This window comes from Kineococcus gynurae (assembly GCF_042433995.1).
Classification (GTDB): Bacteria; Actinomycetota; Actinomycetes; order Actinomycetales; family Kineococcaceae; genus Kineococcus; species Kineococcus gynurae.
Map to the genome: position 1 here is coordinate 302,002 of NZ_JBHLUI010000010.1, position 14,447 is coordinate 316,448.

General features: G+C 69.2%; 26 protein-coding genes. All 26 read left to right on the top strand.

Annotation, left to right across the window (positions count from 1 at the left end):
• Window positions 1–40 precede the first annotated feature (40 nt).
• The 26 genes from rplB to rplQ all read left to right on the top strand — a co-directional run bounded on the left by rplB (window position 41) and on the right by rplQ (window position 14,387).
• A complete protein-coding gene (gene rplB, locus ACFFKU_RS15125) occupies window positions 41–877 on the top strand; it encodes a 50S ribosomal protein L2 (protein ID WP_380139155.1) in 837 nt (278 codons plus the stop codon).
• Between the two features lie 15 nt (window positions 878–892).
• Entirely contained in the window at window positions 893–1,174 is a 282-nt protein-coding gene (gene rpsS, locus ACFFKU_RS15130; RefSeq protein WP_380139156.1) for a 30S ribosomal protein S19, read from the top strand.
• Between the two features lie 74 nt (window positions 1,175–1,248).
• Complete coding sequence (rplV, locus tag ACFFKU_RS15135; protein ID WP_380139157.1) at window positions 1,249–1,629, top strand: 50S ribosomal protein L22; 381 nt, start codon at window positions 1,249–1,251, stop codon at window positions 1,627–1,629.
• Complete coding sequence (gene rpsC, locus ACFFKU_RS15140; RefSeq protein WP_380139158.1) at window positions 1,629–2,447, top strand: 30S ribosomal protein S3; 819 nt, start codon at window positions 1,629–1,631, stop codon at window positions 2,445–2,447. Before rplV ends, rpsC begins: the two co-directional genes overlap by 1 nt.
• A 3-nt stretch (window positions 2,448–2,450) precedes the next feature.
• Window positions 2,451–2,870 (top strand): 50S ribosomal protein L16, encoded by a 420-nt coding sequence (rplP, locus tag ACFFKU_RS15145; protein ID WP_380139160.1) that lies wholly within the window; start codon window positions 2,451–2,453, stop codon window positions 2,868–2,870.
• Complete coding sequence (rpmC, locus tag ACFFKU_RS15150) at window positions 2,870–3,118, top strand: 50S ribosomal protein L29 (protein WP_380139161.1); 249 nt, start codon at window positions 2,870–2,872, stop codon at window positions 3,116–3,118. The genes rplP and rpmC overlap by 1 nt, the downstream gene beginning before the upstream one ends.
• Window positions 3,115–3,408, top strand: a complete 294-nt coding sequence (rpsQ, locus tag ACFFKU_RS15155; RefSeq protein WP_380139163.1) for a 30S ribosomal protein S17 — start codon at window positions 3,115–3,117, stop codon at window positions 3,406–3,408. The genes rpmC and rpsQ overlap by 4 nt, the downstream gene beginning before the upstream one ends.
• 127 nt (window positions 3,409–3,535) lie before the next feature.
• Window positions 3,536–3,904, top strand: a complete 369-nt coding sequence (rplN, locus tag ACFFKU_RS15160) for a 50S ribosomal protein L14 (RefSeq protein WP_166613999.1) — start codon at window positions 3,536–3,538, stop codon at window positions 3,902–3,904.
• Between the two features lie 2 nt (window positions 3,905–3,906).
• Entirely contained in the window at window positions 3,907–4,290 is a 384-nt protein-coding gene (gene rplX / locus ACFFKU_RS15165) for a 50S ribosomal protein L24 (protein WP_380139165.1), read from the top strand.
• A complete protein-coding gene (rplE, locus tag ACFFKU_RS15170; RefSeq protein WP_380139167.1) occupies window positions 4,290–4,880 on the top strand; it encodes a 50S ribosomal protein L5 in 591 nt (196 codons plus the stop codon). Before rplX ends, rplE begins: the two co-directional genes overlap by 1 nt.
• Window positions 4,881–4,882: 2 nt before the next feature.
• Complete coding sequence (locus ACFFKU_RS15175; protein WP_380139168.1) at window positions 4,883–5,068, top strand: type Z 30S ribosomal protein S14; 186 nt, start codon at window positions 4,883–4,885, stop codon at window positions 5,066–5,068.
• 155 nt (window positions 5,069–5,223) lie between these two features.
• A complete protein-coding gene (gene rpsH / locus ACFFKU_RS15180; RefSeq protein WP_380139169.1) occupies window positions 5,224–5,622 on the top strand; it encodes a 30S ribosomal protein S8 in 399 nt (132 codons plus the stop codon).
• Window positions 5,623–5,635: 13 nt separating this feature from the next.
• A complete protein-coding gene (rplF, locus tag ACFFKU_RS15185) occupies window positions 5,636–6,175 on the top strand; it encodes a 50S ribosomal protein L6 (RefSeq protein ID WP_380139170.1) in 540 nt (179 codons plus the stop codon).
• On the top strand, window positions 6,175–6,552 hold the full coding sequence (gene rplR, locus ACFFKU_RS15190) for a 50S ribosomal protein L18 (protein WP_380139172.1): 378 nt from the start codon (window positions 6,175–6,177) through the stop codon (window positions 6,550–6,552). The genes rplF and rplR overlap by 1 nt, the downstream gene beginning before the upstream one ends.
• A 49-nt stretch (window positions 6,553–6,601) precedes the next feature.
• A complete protein-coding gene (gene rpsE / locus ACFFKU_RS15195; RefSeq protein WP_380139173.1) occupies window positions 6,602–7,261 on the top strand; it encodes a 30S ribosomal protein S5 in 660 nt (219 codons plus the stop codon).
• Complete coding sequence (gene rpmD / locus ACFFKU_RS15200; RefSeq protein ID WP_380139175.1) at window positions 7,261–7,443, top strand: 50S ribosomal protein L30; 183 nt, start codon at window positions 7,261–7,263, stop codon at window positions 7,441–7,443. The genes rpsE and rpmD overlap by 1 nt, the downstream gene beginning before the upstream one ends.
• 1 nt (window position 7,444) lies before the next feature.
• On the top strand, window positions 7,445–7,906 hold the full coding sequence (gene rplO, locus ACFFKU_RS15205; RefSeq protein WP_380139177.1) for a 50S ribosomal protein L15: 462 nt from the start codon (window positions 7,445–7,447) through the stop codon (window positions 7,904–7,906).
• A 180-nt stretch (window positions 7,907–8,086) separates the two neighbouring features.
• Window positions 8,087–9,388 (top strand): preprotein translocase subunit SecY, encoded by a 1,302-nt coding sequence (gene secY, locus ACFFKU_RS15210; RefSeq protein WP_380139178.1) that lies wholly within the window; start codon window positions 8,087–8,089, stop codon window positions 9,386–9,388.
• Window positions 9,385–9,957 (top strand): adenylate kinase, encoded by a 573-nt coding sequence (locus ACFFKU_RS15215; protein WP_380139179.1) that lies wholly within the window; start codon window positions 9,385–9,387, stop codon window positions 9,955–9,957. Before secY ends, ACFFKU_RS15215 begins: the two co-directional genes overlap by 4 nt.
• 66 nt (window positions 9,958–10,023) lie before the next feature.
• A complete protein-coding gene (gene map / locus ACFFKU_RS15220) occupies window positions 10,024–10,839 on the top strand; it encodes a type I methionyl aminopeptidase (RefSeq protein WP_380139180.1) in 816 nt (271 codons plus the stop codon).
• A 209-nt stretch (window positions 10,840–11,048) separates the two neighbouring features.
• Complete coding sequence (gene infA / locus ACFFKU_RS15225) at window positions 11,049–11,270, top strand: translation initiation factor IF-1 (protein ID WP_166605559.1); 222 nt, start codon at window positions 11,049–11,051, stop codon at window positions 11,268–11,270.
• Between the two features lie 61 nt (window positions 11,271–11,331).
• Window positions 11,332–11,445 (top strand): 50S ribosomal protein L36, encoded by a 114-nt coding sequence (gene rpmJ / locus ACFFKU_RS15230; RefSeq protein ID WP_380139181.1) that lies wholly within the window; start codon window positions 11,332–11,334, stop codon window positions 11,443–11,445.
• Window positions 11,446–11,636: 191 nt separating this feature from the next.
• Window positions 11,637–12,017, top strand: coding sequence for a 30S ribosomal protein S13 (gene rpsM / locus ACFFKU_RS15235; protein ID WP_380139183.1), 381 nt, complete (start codon window positions 11,637–11,639; stop codon window positions 12,015–12,017).
• A gap of 119 nt (window positions 12,018–12,136) precedes the next feature.
• Window positions 12,137–12,544, top strand: coding sequence for a 30S ribosomal protein S11 (gene rpsK / locus ACFFKU_RS15240; RefSeq protein ID WP_380139185.1), 408 nt, complete (start codon window positions 12,137–12,139; stop codon window positions 12,542–12,544).
• A gap of 146 nt (window positions 12,545–12,690) precedes the next feature.
• Window positions 12,691–13,704, top strand: a complete 1,014-nt coding sequence (locus tag ACFFKU_RS15245; RefSeq protein ID WP_380139187.1) for a DNA-directed RNA polymerase subunit alpha — start codon at window positions 12,691–12,693, stop codon at window positions 13,702–13,704.
• A 62-nt stretch (window positions 13,705–13,766) separates the two neighbouring features.
• On the top strand, window positions 13,767–14,387 hold the full coding sequence (gene rplQ, locus ACFFKU_RS15250) for a 50S ribosomal protein L17 (RefSeq protein ID WP_380139189.1): 621 nt from the start codon (window positions 13,767–13,769) through the stop codon (window positions 14,385–14,387).
• Window positions 14,388–14,447 lie beyond the last annotated feature (60 nt).

Below are 14,447 nucleotides of genomic sequence, written 5' to 3' on the forward strand. Positions count from 1 at the left end.
CTCTGCCGTAGACAACCTTCGAACCCGAGGACGCATCACCATGGGAATCCGCAAGTACAAGCCGACGACGCCGGGCCGCCGTGGCTCGTCCGTCGCCGACTTCGTCGAGATCACGCGGTCGGAGCCGGAGAAGTCCCTCATCCGTCCGCTCAGCAAGACCGGTGGTCGTAACTCGACCGGTCGCATCACCACCCGTCACATCGGTGGTGGCCACAAGCGTGCCTACCGCGTCATCGACTTCCGTCGTCACGACAAGGACGGCGTGCCGGCCAAGGTCGCGCACATCGAGTACGACCCGAACCGCACCGCGCGCATCGCGCTGCTGCACTACGCCGACGGCGAGAAGCGCTACATCATCGCCCCGGCCAAGCTGAAGCAGGGCGACCCGATCGAGGCCGGCCCCGCCGCCGACATCAAGCCCGGCAACAACCTGCCGCTGCGCAACATCCCGGTCGGTACGGTCATCCACGCCATCGAGCTCCGTCCCGGTGGCGGCGCGAAGATCGCCCGCTCCGCGGGTTCGAGCGTCCAGCTGGTCGCCCGTGAGGGTCGTTTCGCCCAGCTGCGCATGCCCTCCGGCGAGATCCGCAACGTCGACGTCCGCTGCCGCGCCACCATCGGCGAGGTCGGCAACGCCGAGCAGTCGAACATCAACTGGGGCAAGGCCGGCCGCATGCGGTGGAAGGGCAAGCGCCCGACCGTCCGCGGTGTCGCCATGAACCCGATCGACCACCCGCACGGTGGTGGTGAGGGTAAGACCTCCGGTGGTCGTCACCCGGTCAGCCCGTGGGGTCAGGCTGAAGGCCGTACCCGGCGTCCGGGCAAGGAGAGCGACAAGCTCATCGTCCGTCGCCGCCGTACCGGCAAGAAGCGCTGATAGGGAGCCTGAGGGATGCCTCGTAGTCTGAAGAAGGGCCCGTTCGTCGACGACCACCTGCAGAAGAAGGTGGACGTCCAGAACGAGGCCGGCACGCACAACATCATCAAGACGTGGTCCCGCCGTTCGGTCATCACGCCGGACTTCCTGGGCCACACGTTCGGGGTCCACGACGGCCGCAAGCACCACCCCGTCTTCGTGACGGAGTCGATGGTGGGCCACAAGCTCGGCGAGTTCGCGCCCACCCGCACGTTCAAGGGGCACGAGAAGGACGACCGCAAGGGTCGTCGTCGCTGAGCAGACCCGCTCACCCCGGCTCGACTCCGAGCCGGACGTTCGCTGAAGACTCAAGATCAGAAGGCAGGACAGGGATGGAAGCCAAGGCGCAGACGCGGTACCTCCGCGTCACGCCCCAGAAGGCGCGCCGAGTCGTCGACCTCGTCCGGGGCAAGCAGGCCACCGAGGCCGTCGCCGTGTTGTCGTTCGCCCCGCAGGCGGCCGCCGAACCGGTGCGGAAGCTCGTCGAGTCCGCGATCGCGAACGCCAAGTTCCTCGCGGACAAGCACTCCGAGGCGTTCGACCCGAACGAGCTCGTCGTGCAGGCGATCCACGTGGACGAGGGCCCGACGATGAAGCGGTTCCGTCCCCGCGCCCAGGGCCGCGCGGGACGCATCCTCAAGCGCACGAGCCACATCACCGTGGTCGTCGCGCCCAAGGTGCCCGGCGCCAAGAAGACGAGGAGGACCCGCTGATGGGACAGAAGGTCAACCCGCACGGGTTCCGACTGGGCATCACGACCGATCACAAGAGCCGGTGGTTCGCCGACTCGACCAAGACGGGTCAGCGTTACGCCGACTACGTCAAGGAGGACGTCGCGATCCGCAAGCTCATGTCCAAGGGCATGGAGCGGGCCGGCATCTCCAAGGTCGAGATCGAGCGCACCCGCGACCGGGTCCGTGTCGACATCCACACCGCCCGGCCGGGCATCGTCATCGGCCGTCGTGGTGCGGAGGCCGACCGCATCCGCGGTGAGCTGGAGAAGCTCACCGGCAAGCAGGTCCAGCTGAACATCCTCGAGGTCAAGAACCCCGAGGTCGACGCGCAGCTGGTGGCCCAGGGGATCGCCGAGCAGCTCGCGAGCCGCGTCTCGTTCCGTCGCGCCATGCGCAAGGGGATGCAGACCTCGATGCGCTCGGGCGCCAAGGGCATCCGCGTCGCCTGCGCGGGTCGTCTCGGCGGCGCCGAGATGAGCCGTTCGGAGTTCTACCGCGAGGGTCGTGTGCCGCTGCACACGCTGCGCGCGAACATCGACTACGGCTTCTACGAGGCGCGCACGACCTTCGGCCGCATCGGCGTGAAGGTCTGGATCTACCACGGTGACGTGACCAGCCGTGAGCTGGCCCAGTCGCAGGCCCAGGCCCCGCGCGCCCCGCGTCGCGGTGAGCGTGGCGACCGCGGCCCGCGTCGCCGTCCGACGCAGGAGCAGGCGCCCGCGGCCGAGGCCGCTGCCGCTCCCGCCGGTGACGCCGCCCCCGCGGCGGCGGCGCCGACCACTGGAACGGAGGCCTGAGCCGTGCTCATCCCACGCCGAGTCAAGCACCGCAAGCAGCACCACCCCACGCGGCGTGGTGCGGCCAGCGGCGGCACCCGGGTCACCTTCGGTGAGTACGGGATCATGGCGGTCGAGGGCGGTTACGTCACGAACCGTCAGATCGAGTCCGCCCGTATCGCGATCACCCGTCACATCCGTCGTGGCGGCAAGGTCTGGATCAACATCTACCCGGACCGTCCGCTGACCAAGAAGCCGGCCGAGACCCGCATGGGTTCCGGCAAGGGTTCGCCGGAGTGGTGGATCGCGAACATCAAGCCCGGACGCGTCATGTTCGAGCTGTCGTTCCCCAACGAGAAGGTTGCCTCGGAGGCGCTCACCCGCGCCATCCACAAGCTTCCCGTCAAGTGCAAGATCGTTCGTCGCGAGGGTGGTGAGTCCTGATGTCCGTCGGGACCAAGGGGCTCGGCGCTACCGAGCTCCGTGAGTTCGACGACGCCAAGCTCGTCGCCGAGCTGAAGAAGGCCAAGGAGGAGCTGTTCAACCTCCGCTTCCAGTCCGCGACCGGTCAGCTGGAGAACAACAGCCGGCTGAAGGCCGTCAAGCGGGACATCTCCCGCATCTACACGACGATGCGCGAGCGCGAGCTCGGCATCACCGAGGCGCCGATCACGAAGGAGGCCGCCAAGTGAGCGAGAACACCGCGAGCGAGACCGCTCCGGCGACCGACGAGCGCGGCTACCGCAAGACGCGCCGCGGCTACGTCGTCAGCGACAAGATGCAGAAGACCGTCGTCGTCGAGGTCGAGGACCGCGTGAAGCACCCGCTCTACGCCAAGGTCATCCGCCGCACGACCAAGGTCAAGGCGCACGACGAGGTCGAGACCGCCGGCGTGGGGGACCTCGTCCTCATCGCCGAGACCCGGCCGCTGTCGGCGACCAAGCGTTGGCGCGTCGTCGAGGTCCTCGAGCGCGCCAAGTGACGACGGTGGACCGGCCCGCGTCCGCGCGGGCCGGCCACCAGCACGAGTCCATGTCCGTTCCGTCAGGCTCGTGCCCCTTCCGGGAACCGGTGGGGTACCGAGAACCGGCGAGACGAAGGAGTAGAGAGTGATCCAGCAGGAGTCGCGGCTCAAGGTCGCCGACAACACGGGTGCCAAGGAGATCCTGTGCATCCGCGTGCTCGGTGGTTCCGGCCGCCGCTACGCGGGCATCGGTGACGTCATCGTGGCCACGGTCAAGGACGCCATCCCGGGTGGCAACGTGAAGAAGGGCGATGTGGTCAAGGCCGTCATCGTCCGTACCAAGAAGGAGCGTCGGCGTGCCGACGGTTCCTACATCCGCTTCGACGAGAACGCCGCGGTGATCCTCCGCGCCGACGGCGACCCGCGCGGCACCCGAATCTTCGGGCCCGTGGGTCGTGAACTGCGTGAGAAGCGCTTCATGCGGATCATCTCGCTGGCTCCGGAGGTGCTGTGAGCATGAGCGCGAAGACGCCGAAGATCCGTATCAAGAAGGGTGACCTGGTCCAGGTCATCACCCGCGTGCGCGGTCGTCGCAACGACGACGGCACCAAGACCTCCGACCTCGGCAAGCAGGGTCGCGTCCTGGACGTCCTGGCGGACACCCAGCGCGTCGTCGTCGAGGGCGTGAACCAGCTGAAGCGTCACACCAAGGCTCGCCCGGGTGTGGCCGGCGGGATCGAGGTCTTCGAGGCCCCGATCCACATCAGCAACGTGCAGCTGGTGGACCCGGAGACCAACAAGCCGACCCGCGTCGGCATCCGCGAGGAGCAGGTCGAGCGCAACGGTCGTACCAAGACCGTCCGCACCCGCGTCGCCAAGCGCTCGGGTAAGGACATCTGATGACGACTGAGACCGCCACCACCGAGACCTCGACCGAGACCCGGTCGCTGCCGCGCCTCAAGCAGCGCTACCGCGACGAGATCAGGGGTCAGCTGCACGAGCAGTTCTCCTACGGCAACGTCATGCAGATCCCCGGCCTGGTCAAGGTCGTGGTGAACATGGGTGTCGGCGAGGCCGCTCGCGACTCCAAGCTGATCGACGGGGCCGTGCGCGACCTCACCGTGATCACCGGCCAGAAGCCGCAGATCACCAAGGCGCGCAAGTCCATCGCCCAGTTCAAGCTCCGTGAGGGCATGCCGATCGGTGCGCACACCACGCTGCGCGGCGACCGCATGTGGGAGTTCCTGGACCGTCTGCTGTCGCTGGCGCTCCCGCGCATCCGCGACTTCCGTGGCCTGTCGCCGAAGCAGTTCGACGGCAACGGCAACTACACCTTCGGTCTCAACGAGCAGTCCATGTTCCACGAGATCGACCAGGACAAGATCGACCGGGTTCGCGGTATGGACATCACGGTCGTGACGACGGCGAAGACCGACGACGAGGGCCGTGCCCTGCTCCGTGCGCTGGGCTTCCCCTTCAAGGAGAACTGACCGTGGCGAAGACCGCTCTCATCACCAAGGCAGCCCGCAAGCCGAAGTTCAAGGTTCGCGGCTACACCCGTTGCCAGCGCTGCGGTCGTCCGCACGCTGTCTACCGCAAGTTCGGCCTCTGCCGAGTTTGCGTGCGCGATATGGCGCACCGCGGGGAGCTCCCGGGTGTGACCAAGAGCTCCTGGTGAGTTCTCGTTCGTGAGGCATGCGGAACCCGGGCCCCGGGTTCCGAGCAGCAACTGGTGACCATACTTTTCGTACAGGACGCCGAAGGTCCGGCCGCCTCGCCGTGCACAGCACGGCGGGCGGCGGAAACCCCGGCGAGGAAGGGCGGACGAGCCCGATGACGATGACCGACCCCATCGCGGACATGCTGACGCGTCTGCGCAACGCCAACTCGGCGTACCACGACAGCGTCTCGATGCCGTACAGCAAGCTGAAGTCGCACATCGCGGAGATCCTTCAGGCCGAGGGCTACATCCAGTCCTGGACCGTCGAGGACGCCGAGGTCGGCAAGAAGCTGACGATGAACCTGAAGTTCGGCCCCAACCGGGAGCGGGCGATCGCCGGTCTGCGGCGCGTCTCCAAGCCCGGTCTGCGGGTCTACGCGAAGTCGACCAACCTGCCCCGCGTGCTCGGCGGCCTGGGCGTGGCGATCCTGTCCACGTCCTCCGGGCTGCTGACCGACAAGCAGGCCAACAAGAAGGGCGTGGGTGGGGAAGTCCTCGCCTACGTCTGGTGAGGGAGGAGTAACCATGTCGCGAATCGGACGACTCCCGATCCAGGTCCCGGCCGGGGTGGACGTGTCCATCGACGGCTCGACCGTCACGGTCAAGGGCCCCAAGGGCGAGCTGACCCACGTGGTCGCCGCGCCCATCTCCGTCGAGCGCGGGGAGGACGGTGTCCTCACCGTCTCCCGTCCCGACGACGAGCGCAGCTCGCGCTCGCTGCACGGGCTCACCCGGACCCTCGTGGCCAACATGGTCACCGGGGTGACCGCCGGCTACGAGAAGAAGCTCGAGATCGTCGGCACCGGGTACCGCGTCGCCGCCAAGGGCTCCGACCTGGAGTTCGCGCTCGGCTTCAGCCACCCGGTCCTGATCAAGGCGCCGGCCGGCATCACGTTCGCCGTCGAGAACCCCACGAAGTTCTCGGTCGCGGGCATCGACAAGCAGCAGGTCGGCGAGGTCGCTGCGAACATCCGCAAGCTCCGCAAGCCCGACCCGTACAAGGGCAAGGGCGTGCGCTACGCCGGCGAGCAGATCCGCCGCAAGGTCGGAAAGGCTGGTAAGTGATGGCTCTCTCCACGCAGCGGACCCAGAAGGGCACCGCAGCCTCGCGCAAGCGTCGCCACACCCGGGTCCGCAAGAAGGTCGTGGGCACCGCCGTGCGGCCGCGCCTGGTCGTCACCCGGTCGACCCGCCACGTCTTCGTGCAGGTCATCGACGACGCCGCGGGCCACACGCTGGCCTCGGCCTCGACCATGGAGGCGGACCTGCGTTCGTCCTCCGACGACAAGTCGGCCAAGGCTCGTGCGGTCGGCGCGCTCGTCGCCGAGCGGGCCAAGGCAGCCGGGATCGACTCCGTGGTCTTCGACCGCGGTGGCAACCGGTACGCCGGCCGCGTCGCGGCGATCGCCGACGGCGCCCGGGAAGCGGGGCTGACCCTGTGATCAGCCCCACCCCCGTGTTCTTTACCGTCGATGGAATGAGGAACGTCTGATGCCTGGACCCCAGCGCCGAGGCGCCGGTGCGGCCGGCGGCGACAACCGTGGTGGCAACGACCGCGGTGGCAACGACCGCGGTCAGCGCGGTGGCCGTGACGGCGGCCGCGACAACCGCCGTGGTGGTGACCAGGGCGACCGCAGCAACTTCGTGGAGCGCGTGGTCACCATCAACCGCGTCGCCAAGGTCGTCAAGGGCGGTCGTCGCTTCAGCTTCACGGCCCTCGTGGTCGTGGGCGACGGCGACGGCACCGTCGGTGTCGGCTACGGCAAGGCCAAGGAGGTGCCCGCGGCGATCGCCAAGGGTGTCGAGGAGGCCAAGAAGAACTTCTTCCGCGTGCCCCGCATCCAGGGCACCATCCCGCACCCCATCCAGGGTGAGAAGGCGGCCGGCGTGGTCATGCTGCGCCCGGCCTCCCCGGGTACCGGTGTGATCGCCGGTGGTCCGGTCCGCGCCGTGCTCGAGTGCGCCGGGGTGCACGACGTGCTCTCCAAGTCGCTCGGCAGCGACAACGCGCTCAACATCGTCCAGGCGACGGTGGCGGCGCTGAAGGGCCTCGAGCGTCCCGAGCAGGTCGCGGCGCGCCGTGGTCTGTCCGTCGAGCAGGTGGCCCCGGCCGCCCTGCTCAAGGCGCGTGCCGCGGGGGTGTCCGCCTGATGGCGAAGCTGAAGATCACCCAGGTCAAGTCCGCCATCGGCGGCAAGGACAACCAGCGGAACACCCTGCGCAGCCTCGGGCTGCACAAGATCGGGCAGACGGTCCTCAAGGAGGACCGCCCCGAGTTCCGCGGTATGGCGACGACGGTCGCGCACCTCGTGACCGTCGAGGAGGTTGACTGACATGGCAGGCACTCCGGGCGATCACGTCCTGAAGGTGCACCACCTGCGTCCCGCGCCGGGGGCCAAGACCGCCAAGCAGCGGGTCGGCCGTGGTGAGGGCAGCAAGGGGAAGACCGCCGGTCGCGGTACCAAGGGGACCAAGGCGCGCTACCAGGTGCCCGCGGGCTTCGAGGGCGGGCAGATGCCGATGCACATGCGGCTGCCCAAGCTCCGGGGCTTCAAGAACCCCTTCCGGGTCGAGTACCAGGTGGTGAACCTGGACAAGCTGAGCGCCCTCTTCCCCAAGGGTGGCGAGGTCACCCCGGCCGAGCTGGTCGCTCGCGGCGCGGTCCGCGACGGCCACCTGGTCAAGGTCCTCGGCAAGGGCGAGGCCACGGTCGCGCTGCAGGTCAGTGCGCACAAGTTCTCCGCCTCGGCGGCGGAGAAGATCGCTGCGGCCGGTGGGACCACCACCGCGCTGTGAGCAGCTCCCGCAGGTCCTGACGCGGCGGCACCGATCGAGTAATCGTTCGGTGTCGCCGCGTCACTGTTTTGGCCCTGTAGGGTTCCTCATCAGGCTGTCCCCGGTCTCCGGGTCGGCCGCTCCGTTCTCGTCCGTCCCAGTCGCCGCCGGCTCCGCGCCGGTGCGGCGCAGGAGGTTGTCGTGCTCACCGCTCTCGGCCGCGCGTTCCGCACGCCGGACCTGCGCCGCAAGATCTTCTTCACCCTCGGCATCATCGTCCTGGTCCGCGTCGGCTCGTTCGTGCCGACCCCGGGGGTGGACTACTCCGCGGTGCAGCAGTGCATCGCGCAGGCCGAGACCGGTAACAGCCTGCTGGGTCTGGTGAACCTGTTCTCCGGCGGGGCGCTGCTGCAGCTGTCCGTCTTCGCGCTCGGGATCATGCCTTACATCACGGCCAGCATCATCATCCAGCTGCTGACCGTGGTGATCCCCAAGTTCGAGGAGCTGAAGAAGGAGGGTCAGCAGGGCACGAGCAAGCTGACCCAGTACACGCGCTACCTCACGATCGCGCTGGCCATCCTGCAGTCGACGACCTACGTGTCGATCGCACGCGACCCTGCGCGGCTCTTCCAGACCGACTGCACCGCCCAGGTCATCCCCGACCAGTCCGTGCAGACCCTGGCCCTCATGGTCCTGACCATGACCGCGGGGACCGGCCTGATCATGTGGCTGGGGGAGCTGGTCACCGAGCGCGGGGTCGGCAACGGCATGTCGCTCCTGATCTTCACCCAGATCGCCGCCGGGTTCCCGACCTCGCTGTGGGCCATCGCCCAGGAGAACGGCTGGATGACCTTCGCCGGTGTGATCCTGGTCGGCCTCGTCGTCGTGGCCGCCGTCGTCGCGGTCGAGCAGTCCCAGCGCCGGGTGCCGGTGCAGTACGCCAAGCGCATGGTGGGCCGGCGCATGTACGGCGGCAGCTCCACCTACATCCCGCTGAAGGTCAACATGGCCGGGGTCATCCCGATCATCTTCGCCTCGTCGCTGCTCTACCTCCCGGCCCTGCTGGCGCAGTTCAACGACCCGAACGCGGGCTGGGTGCAGTGGATCAACGTCCACCTGGCCCGGGGCGACCACCCCATCTACATGGCCGCCTACTTCCTCATGATCATCTTCTTCGCGTTCTTCTACGTCGCGATCACGTTCAACCCGGACGAGGTCGCCGAGAACATGCGCAAGTACGGCGGCTTCATCCCCGGCGTTCGCGCCGGGCGGCCCACGGCCGAGTACCTCGACTACATCTTGACGAGGATCACACTGCCCGGATCCATCTATCTGGGTCTGATCTCCCTCCTACCCCTCATCGCTCTCGTAGCCTTCAACGCCAACGCCAACTTCCCCTTCGGGGGGACGTCGATCCTGATCATCGTCGGCGTGGGCCTCGAGACGGTGAAGCAGATCGAGTCCCAACTTCAGCAACGCAACTACGAAGGGTTCCTGCGATGAAGCGACTCGTTCTGCTCGGTCCCCCCGGTGCCGGCAAGGGCACCCAGGCCAAGCTCCTCGCCGAGCGCCTGGGCGTGCCGGCCATCTCGACCGGCGACATCTTCCGCGCCAACGTCAAGGAAGGGACCGAGCTGGGACGGACCGCGCAGGGGTACATGGACAAGGGTGAGTACGTCCCCGACTCCGTGACCAACGCGATGGTCGCCGACCGGCTCTCCCACGCCGACGCGACCGAGGGCTTCATCCTCGACGGCTACCCCCGCACGACCGACCAGGTCACCGAGCTCGACTCGATGCTGCGGGCCGCGGGCACCAAGCTGGACGCCGTGCTCGAGATCACCGCCGACAGCGACGAGCTGGTGGCCCGGCTCAGCAAGCGCGCGGGCCTCGAGGGGCGCAGCGACGACACCGAGGACGTCATCCGCAACCGGCAGAAGGTCTACCTGGAGCAGACCGCGCCGCTGGTCGACGTCTACGGCGAGCGCGGCCTGCTGCACAGCGTCGACGGCCTCGGCTCCGTCGAGGACGTGACCGGCCGCCTGCTGGACGCCCTGGGCGTCGAGCGCTGACGCCCGCGCCCCCCGGCCGGACCCCGGTCCGGCCCACCACCCCCGACCGACGAGCGATACGGACCCATGGCGCGCGAACGCATCGAGTTCAAGACCCCCGAGCAGATCGGGCTGATGCGCACGGCCGGTCTGCTGACGGCGGCCGCGCTCGAGAGCGTGCGGGCCGCGCTGCGCCCGGGGATCAGCACCCGTGAGCTCGACGCCGTCGCCGCGGAGGTCATCCGCGGCGGCGGCGGCACCCCGAGCTTCCTCGGCTACCACGGCTACCCGGCCTCGACCTGCATCTCGGTGAACCACGTGGTCGTCCACGGGATCCCGGGGGAGCAGGTGCTGGCCGAGGGGGACGTGGTCTCCGTCGACTGCGGGGCGATCGTGGAGGGGTGGCACGGCGACTCGGCCTGGACCGAGATCGTCGGCGAGCCGCGCGACGAGGGCGACGCCGAGCTCGTGGAGGTCACCCGGCAGGCCATGTGGCGGGGGATCGCCGCCCTGGACGGTCGGGGCCGGTTGAACGAGGTCGGGGGAGCCGTCGAGGACGCGGTCGCCGGCCGGCTCGGCATCGTCGACGGCTACACCGGTCACGGGATCGGTACGGCCATGCACCAGGCGCCGGAGGTCCTCAACTACCGCGTGCGCGAGCGCGGGCCGCGGATCAAGCCCGGTCTGGTCGTGGCGATCGAACCCATGTGCACCCGCGGGGGCGACGAGACCGACGTGCTCGACGACGAGTGGACGGTCGTCACCACCGACGGGGCCCGCGCCGCGCACTGGGAGCACACGGTCGCGGTCCTGGACGAGGGCCTCTGGGTCCTCACCGCCCCGGACGGGGGCCGCGACGAGCTCGCGGCGCTCGGCGTCCGGGTGCCGGCGGAGACGTCCTGACGCTCCGACGCACCCCGGCCGTGGGCCGCGGGGGCCGCCGGTACCGCCGATTTCGTCTGCGCGTCGACGTCGCGTAAGCTTGCCTGTCGGTCCGCCATGCCTTCTGTCGTGTCGCTGTGTTCTGCTTTCTGCACATGGTCCACGCGCCCCCAGGGGTGGCGGAGTGAGGTAACACCACCCCGATTGCCACCCACGGAAAAGCGGAGGACATGCCGAAGAAGGACGGCGTCATCGAGATCGAAGGCACCGTGGTCGAAGCCCTGCCGAACGCGATGTTCCGCGTCGAGCTGAGCAACGGTCACAAGGTGCTCGCGCACATCTCGGGCAAGATGCGGCAGCACTACATCCGGATCCTCCCCGAGGACCGGGTCGTGGTGGAACTCAGCCCGTACGACCTGTCCCGCGGGCGCATCGTCTACCGCTACAAGTGACCGCCGCCGTGAGCGTGGTCGGCATCCCGCCGGTCCCGGGCACGGCACGACCGGAGACACGATGAAGGTCAAGCCGAGCGTCAAGAAGATCTGCGACAAGTGCAAGGTGATCCGCCGCAACGGCCGGGTCATGATCATCTGCGACAACCTGCGACACAAGCAGCGCCAGGGCTGACGCAGACCCCCAGCAGGACCCGCCGTCGGACGCAGCCGACGGCAGACCATCGCAGCACCCGCCCGGTGCGCGCCGCCAGGACCTGGCGCCGCGCGCGGGCGACACCCCCGGTCGGAGGCCGGGGACCCGCCGGACGAGGACGGGGACGGTGCTGCGACAGACCTCCGCGAACGGAAGCAGGACCGAACCGCATGGCACGTCTCGTCGGCGTCGACCTCCCCCGCGAGAAGCGGCTGGAGATCGCGCTCACCTACATCTACGGCGTCGGACGCACCCGGGCGAAGGAGACGCTGGACGCCACCGGCGTCAGCCCCGACACCCGTGTCCGCGACCTCACGGACGACGACCTGGTCGCCCTGCGCGACTACATCGAGGGCAACTACCGCGTCGAGGGTGACCTCCGCCGCGAGGTGGCCGCCGACATCCGCCGCAAGGTGGAGATCGGTTGCTACGAGGGCCTCCGGCACCGCCGGGGTCTGCCCGTCCGCGGCCAGCGCACCAAGACCAACGCGCGTACCCGCAAGGGCCCGAAGCGCACCGTGGCCGGCAAGAAGAAGGCCGGGCGCAAGTAACGCGCATCCGCCGCCCCGAGCCGGTCACCCGCTGACCGTCGACGGCCGCGGCGGTCGCCTCCCGGGTCCTCCCGCGGCCCGCCCTCGATCGCTACCTCGTCCCCAGGAGTTCCGGACACATGCCTCCCAAGAGCCGTCAGGCCACCGCGGCGCGCAAGCCGCGCCGCAAGGAGAAGAAGAACGTCGCCCACGGGCACGCTCACATCAAGAGCACGTTCAACAACACCATCGTCTCGATCACCGACCCGACCGGCGCCGTCATCGCGTGGGCGTCGGCCGGACAGGTCGGCTTCAAGGGGTCGCGCAAGTCGACCCCGTTCGCCGCGCAGATGGCCGCCGAGGCCGCCGCGCGTCGGGCGCAGGAGCACGGCATGCGCAAGGTCGACGTCTTCGTCAAGGGCCCGGGCTCGGGCCGCGAGACCGCCATCCGCTCGCTGCAGGCCACGGGCCTCGAGGTCGGCGCGATCTCCGACGTCACCCCCAGCCCGCACAACGGCTGCCGGCCGCCCAAGCGCCGGCGCGTCTGAGCTGAGCGCGAACCCCGACGGGTCGGCGGAGGGATCCGCCGCCCGCCGGGGTGTCATCACGTACGAAGTCAGACCCCGTCGGTGGACCGAAGCCGAACGGGCGTGCGGGGCGTCATATGGCGGACGCCCGCGGGAAGGAACCCTCCGTGCTGATCGCACAGCGCCCCACCCTCACCGAGGACGTCGTCGACGAGTACCGCTCGCGGTTCGTCATCGAACCGCTGGAGCCGGGCTTCGGCTACACCCTCGGCAACTCGCTGCGCCGGACGCTGCTCTCGTCCATCCCCGGTGCAGCGGTCACCAGCCTCCGGATCGACGGTGTGCTCCACGAGTTCACCAGCGTCCCGGGGGTGAAGGAGGACGTCACCGAGATCGTCCTCAACATCAAGAACCTCGTCGTCTCCTCCGAGCACGACGAACCGGTCGTCATGTACCTGCGCAAGCAGGGCCCGGGTGCGGTCACCGCCGCCGACATCGCGCCGCCGGCCGGTGTCGAGGTGCACAACCCCGAGCTGCACATCGCGACCCTCAACGGCAAGGGCAAGCTCGAGCTGGAGCTGACCGTCGAGCGCGGCCGGGGCTACGTCTCCGCGGCGCAGAACAAGTCCGGTGAGCAGGAGATCGGTCGGATCCCGATCGACTCGATCTACTCGCCGGTGCTCAAGGTCACCTACAAGGTCGAAGCCACCCGCGTCGAGCAGCGCACCGACTTCGACCGCCTCGTGGTCGACGTCGAGACCAAGCACGCGATCACCCCGCGTGACGCGGTCGCCTCGGCCGGCAAGACGCTGACCGAGCTGTTCGGCCTGGCCCGCGAGCTCAACGTCGAGGCCGAAGGCATCGACATGGGCCCCTCGCCCACCGACGCGGCGCTGGCCGCGGACCTCGCGCTCGAGATCGAGGCGCTGGACCTCACCGTCCGGTCCTACAACTGCCTCAAGCGCGAGGGCATCCACACCGTCGGCGAACTGGTCTCGCGCAGCGAGGCCGACCTGCTCGACATCCGCAACTTCGGCCAGAAGTCCATCGACGAGGTGAAGGCCAAGCTCGTCGGCATGGGCCTGCACCTGAAGGACTCGCCCCCCGGGTTCGATCCTTCCGCCGTCGTCAACGACTTCGAGGAGGACGACCAGTCCTTCGCCGAGGACGAGCAGCTCTGACCGTCCGCCCTCCCGCAACCCTCGCCTGAGGGTCGCGGGTCCATCCGAGGAGATCGACAACCATGCCCACCCCCACCAAGGGTCCGCGGCTCGGCGGCGGGCCGGCGCACGAGCGGCTCATCCTGGCCAACCTCGCGACCGCGCTCTTCGAGCACCGCAGCATCACCACGACGGAGGCCAAGGCCCGCCGTCTCCGCCCGTTCGCGGAGAAGCTGGTCACCTTCGCCAAGAAGGGCGACCTCGCGTCGCGCCGGCAGGTGATGAAGACCATCCGCGACAAGTCCGTCGTGCACTTCCTGTTCACCGAGATCGCCCCGGCGATGGCGGAGCGGCAGGGCGGGTACACCCGCATCGTGAAGATCGGCCCCCGCAAGGGCGACAACGCCCCCATGGCCGTCATCGCGCTGGTCGAGGAGCCCGTCAGCCCGAAGCAGGCCGTCGTCCGTGAGGCCTCCGCGGCCGCCGCGGCCTCGGCCCCGGCCGCGACCGAGCAGGACGAGGCGACCACCTCGACCGAGGCGACCACCTCGACCGAGGCGACCACCTCGACCGAGGCGACCGACGTGGAGCCGGGCAGCATCGAGCAGCCCGACACCCTCCCCGAGGGCGACGCCCCCGTGGAGACCGTCGAGGTCGACGCCGCCGAGGCCGACCCGAGCGACGAGAAGAAGGACCAGGCCTGAGCCTGACCGGTCCTGACGAGCCCGCCCTCCCTCCGGGGAGGGCGGGCTCGTTCCCTTCGT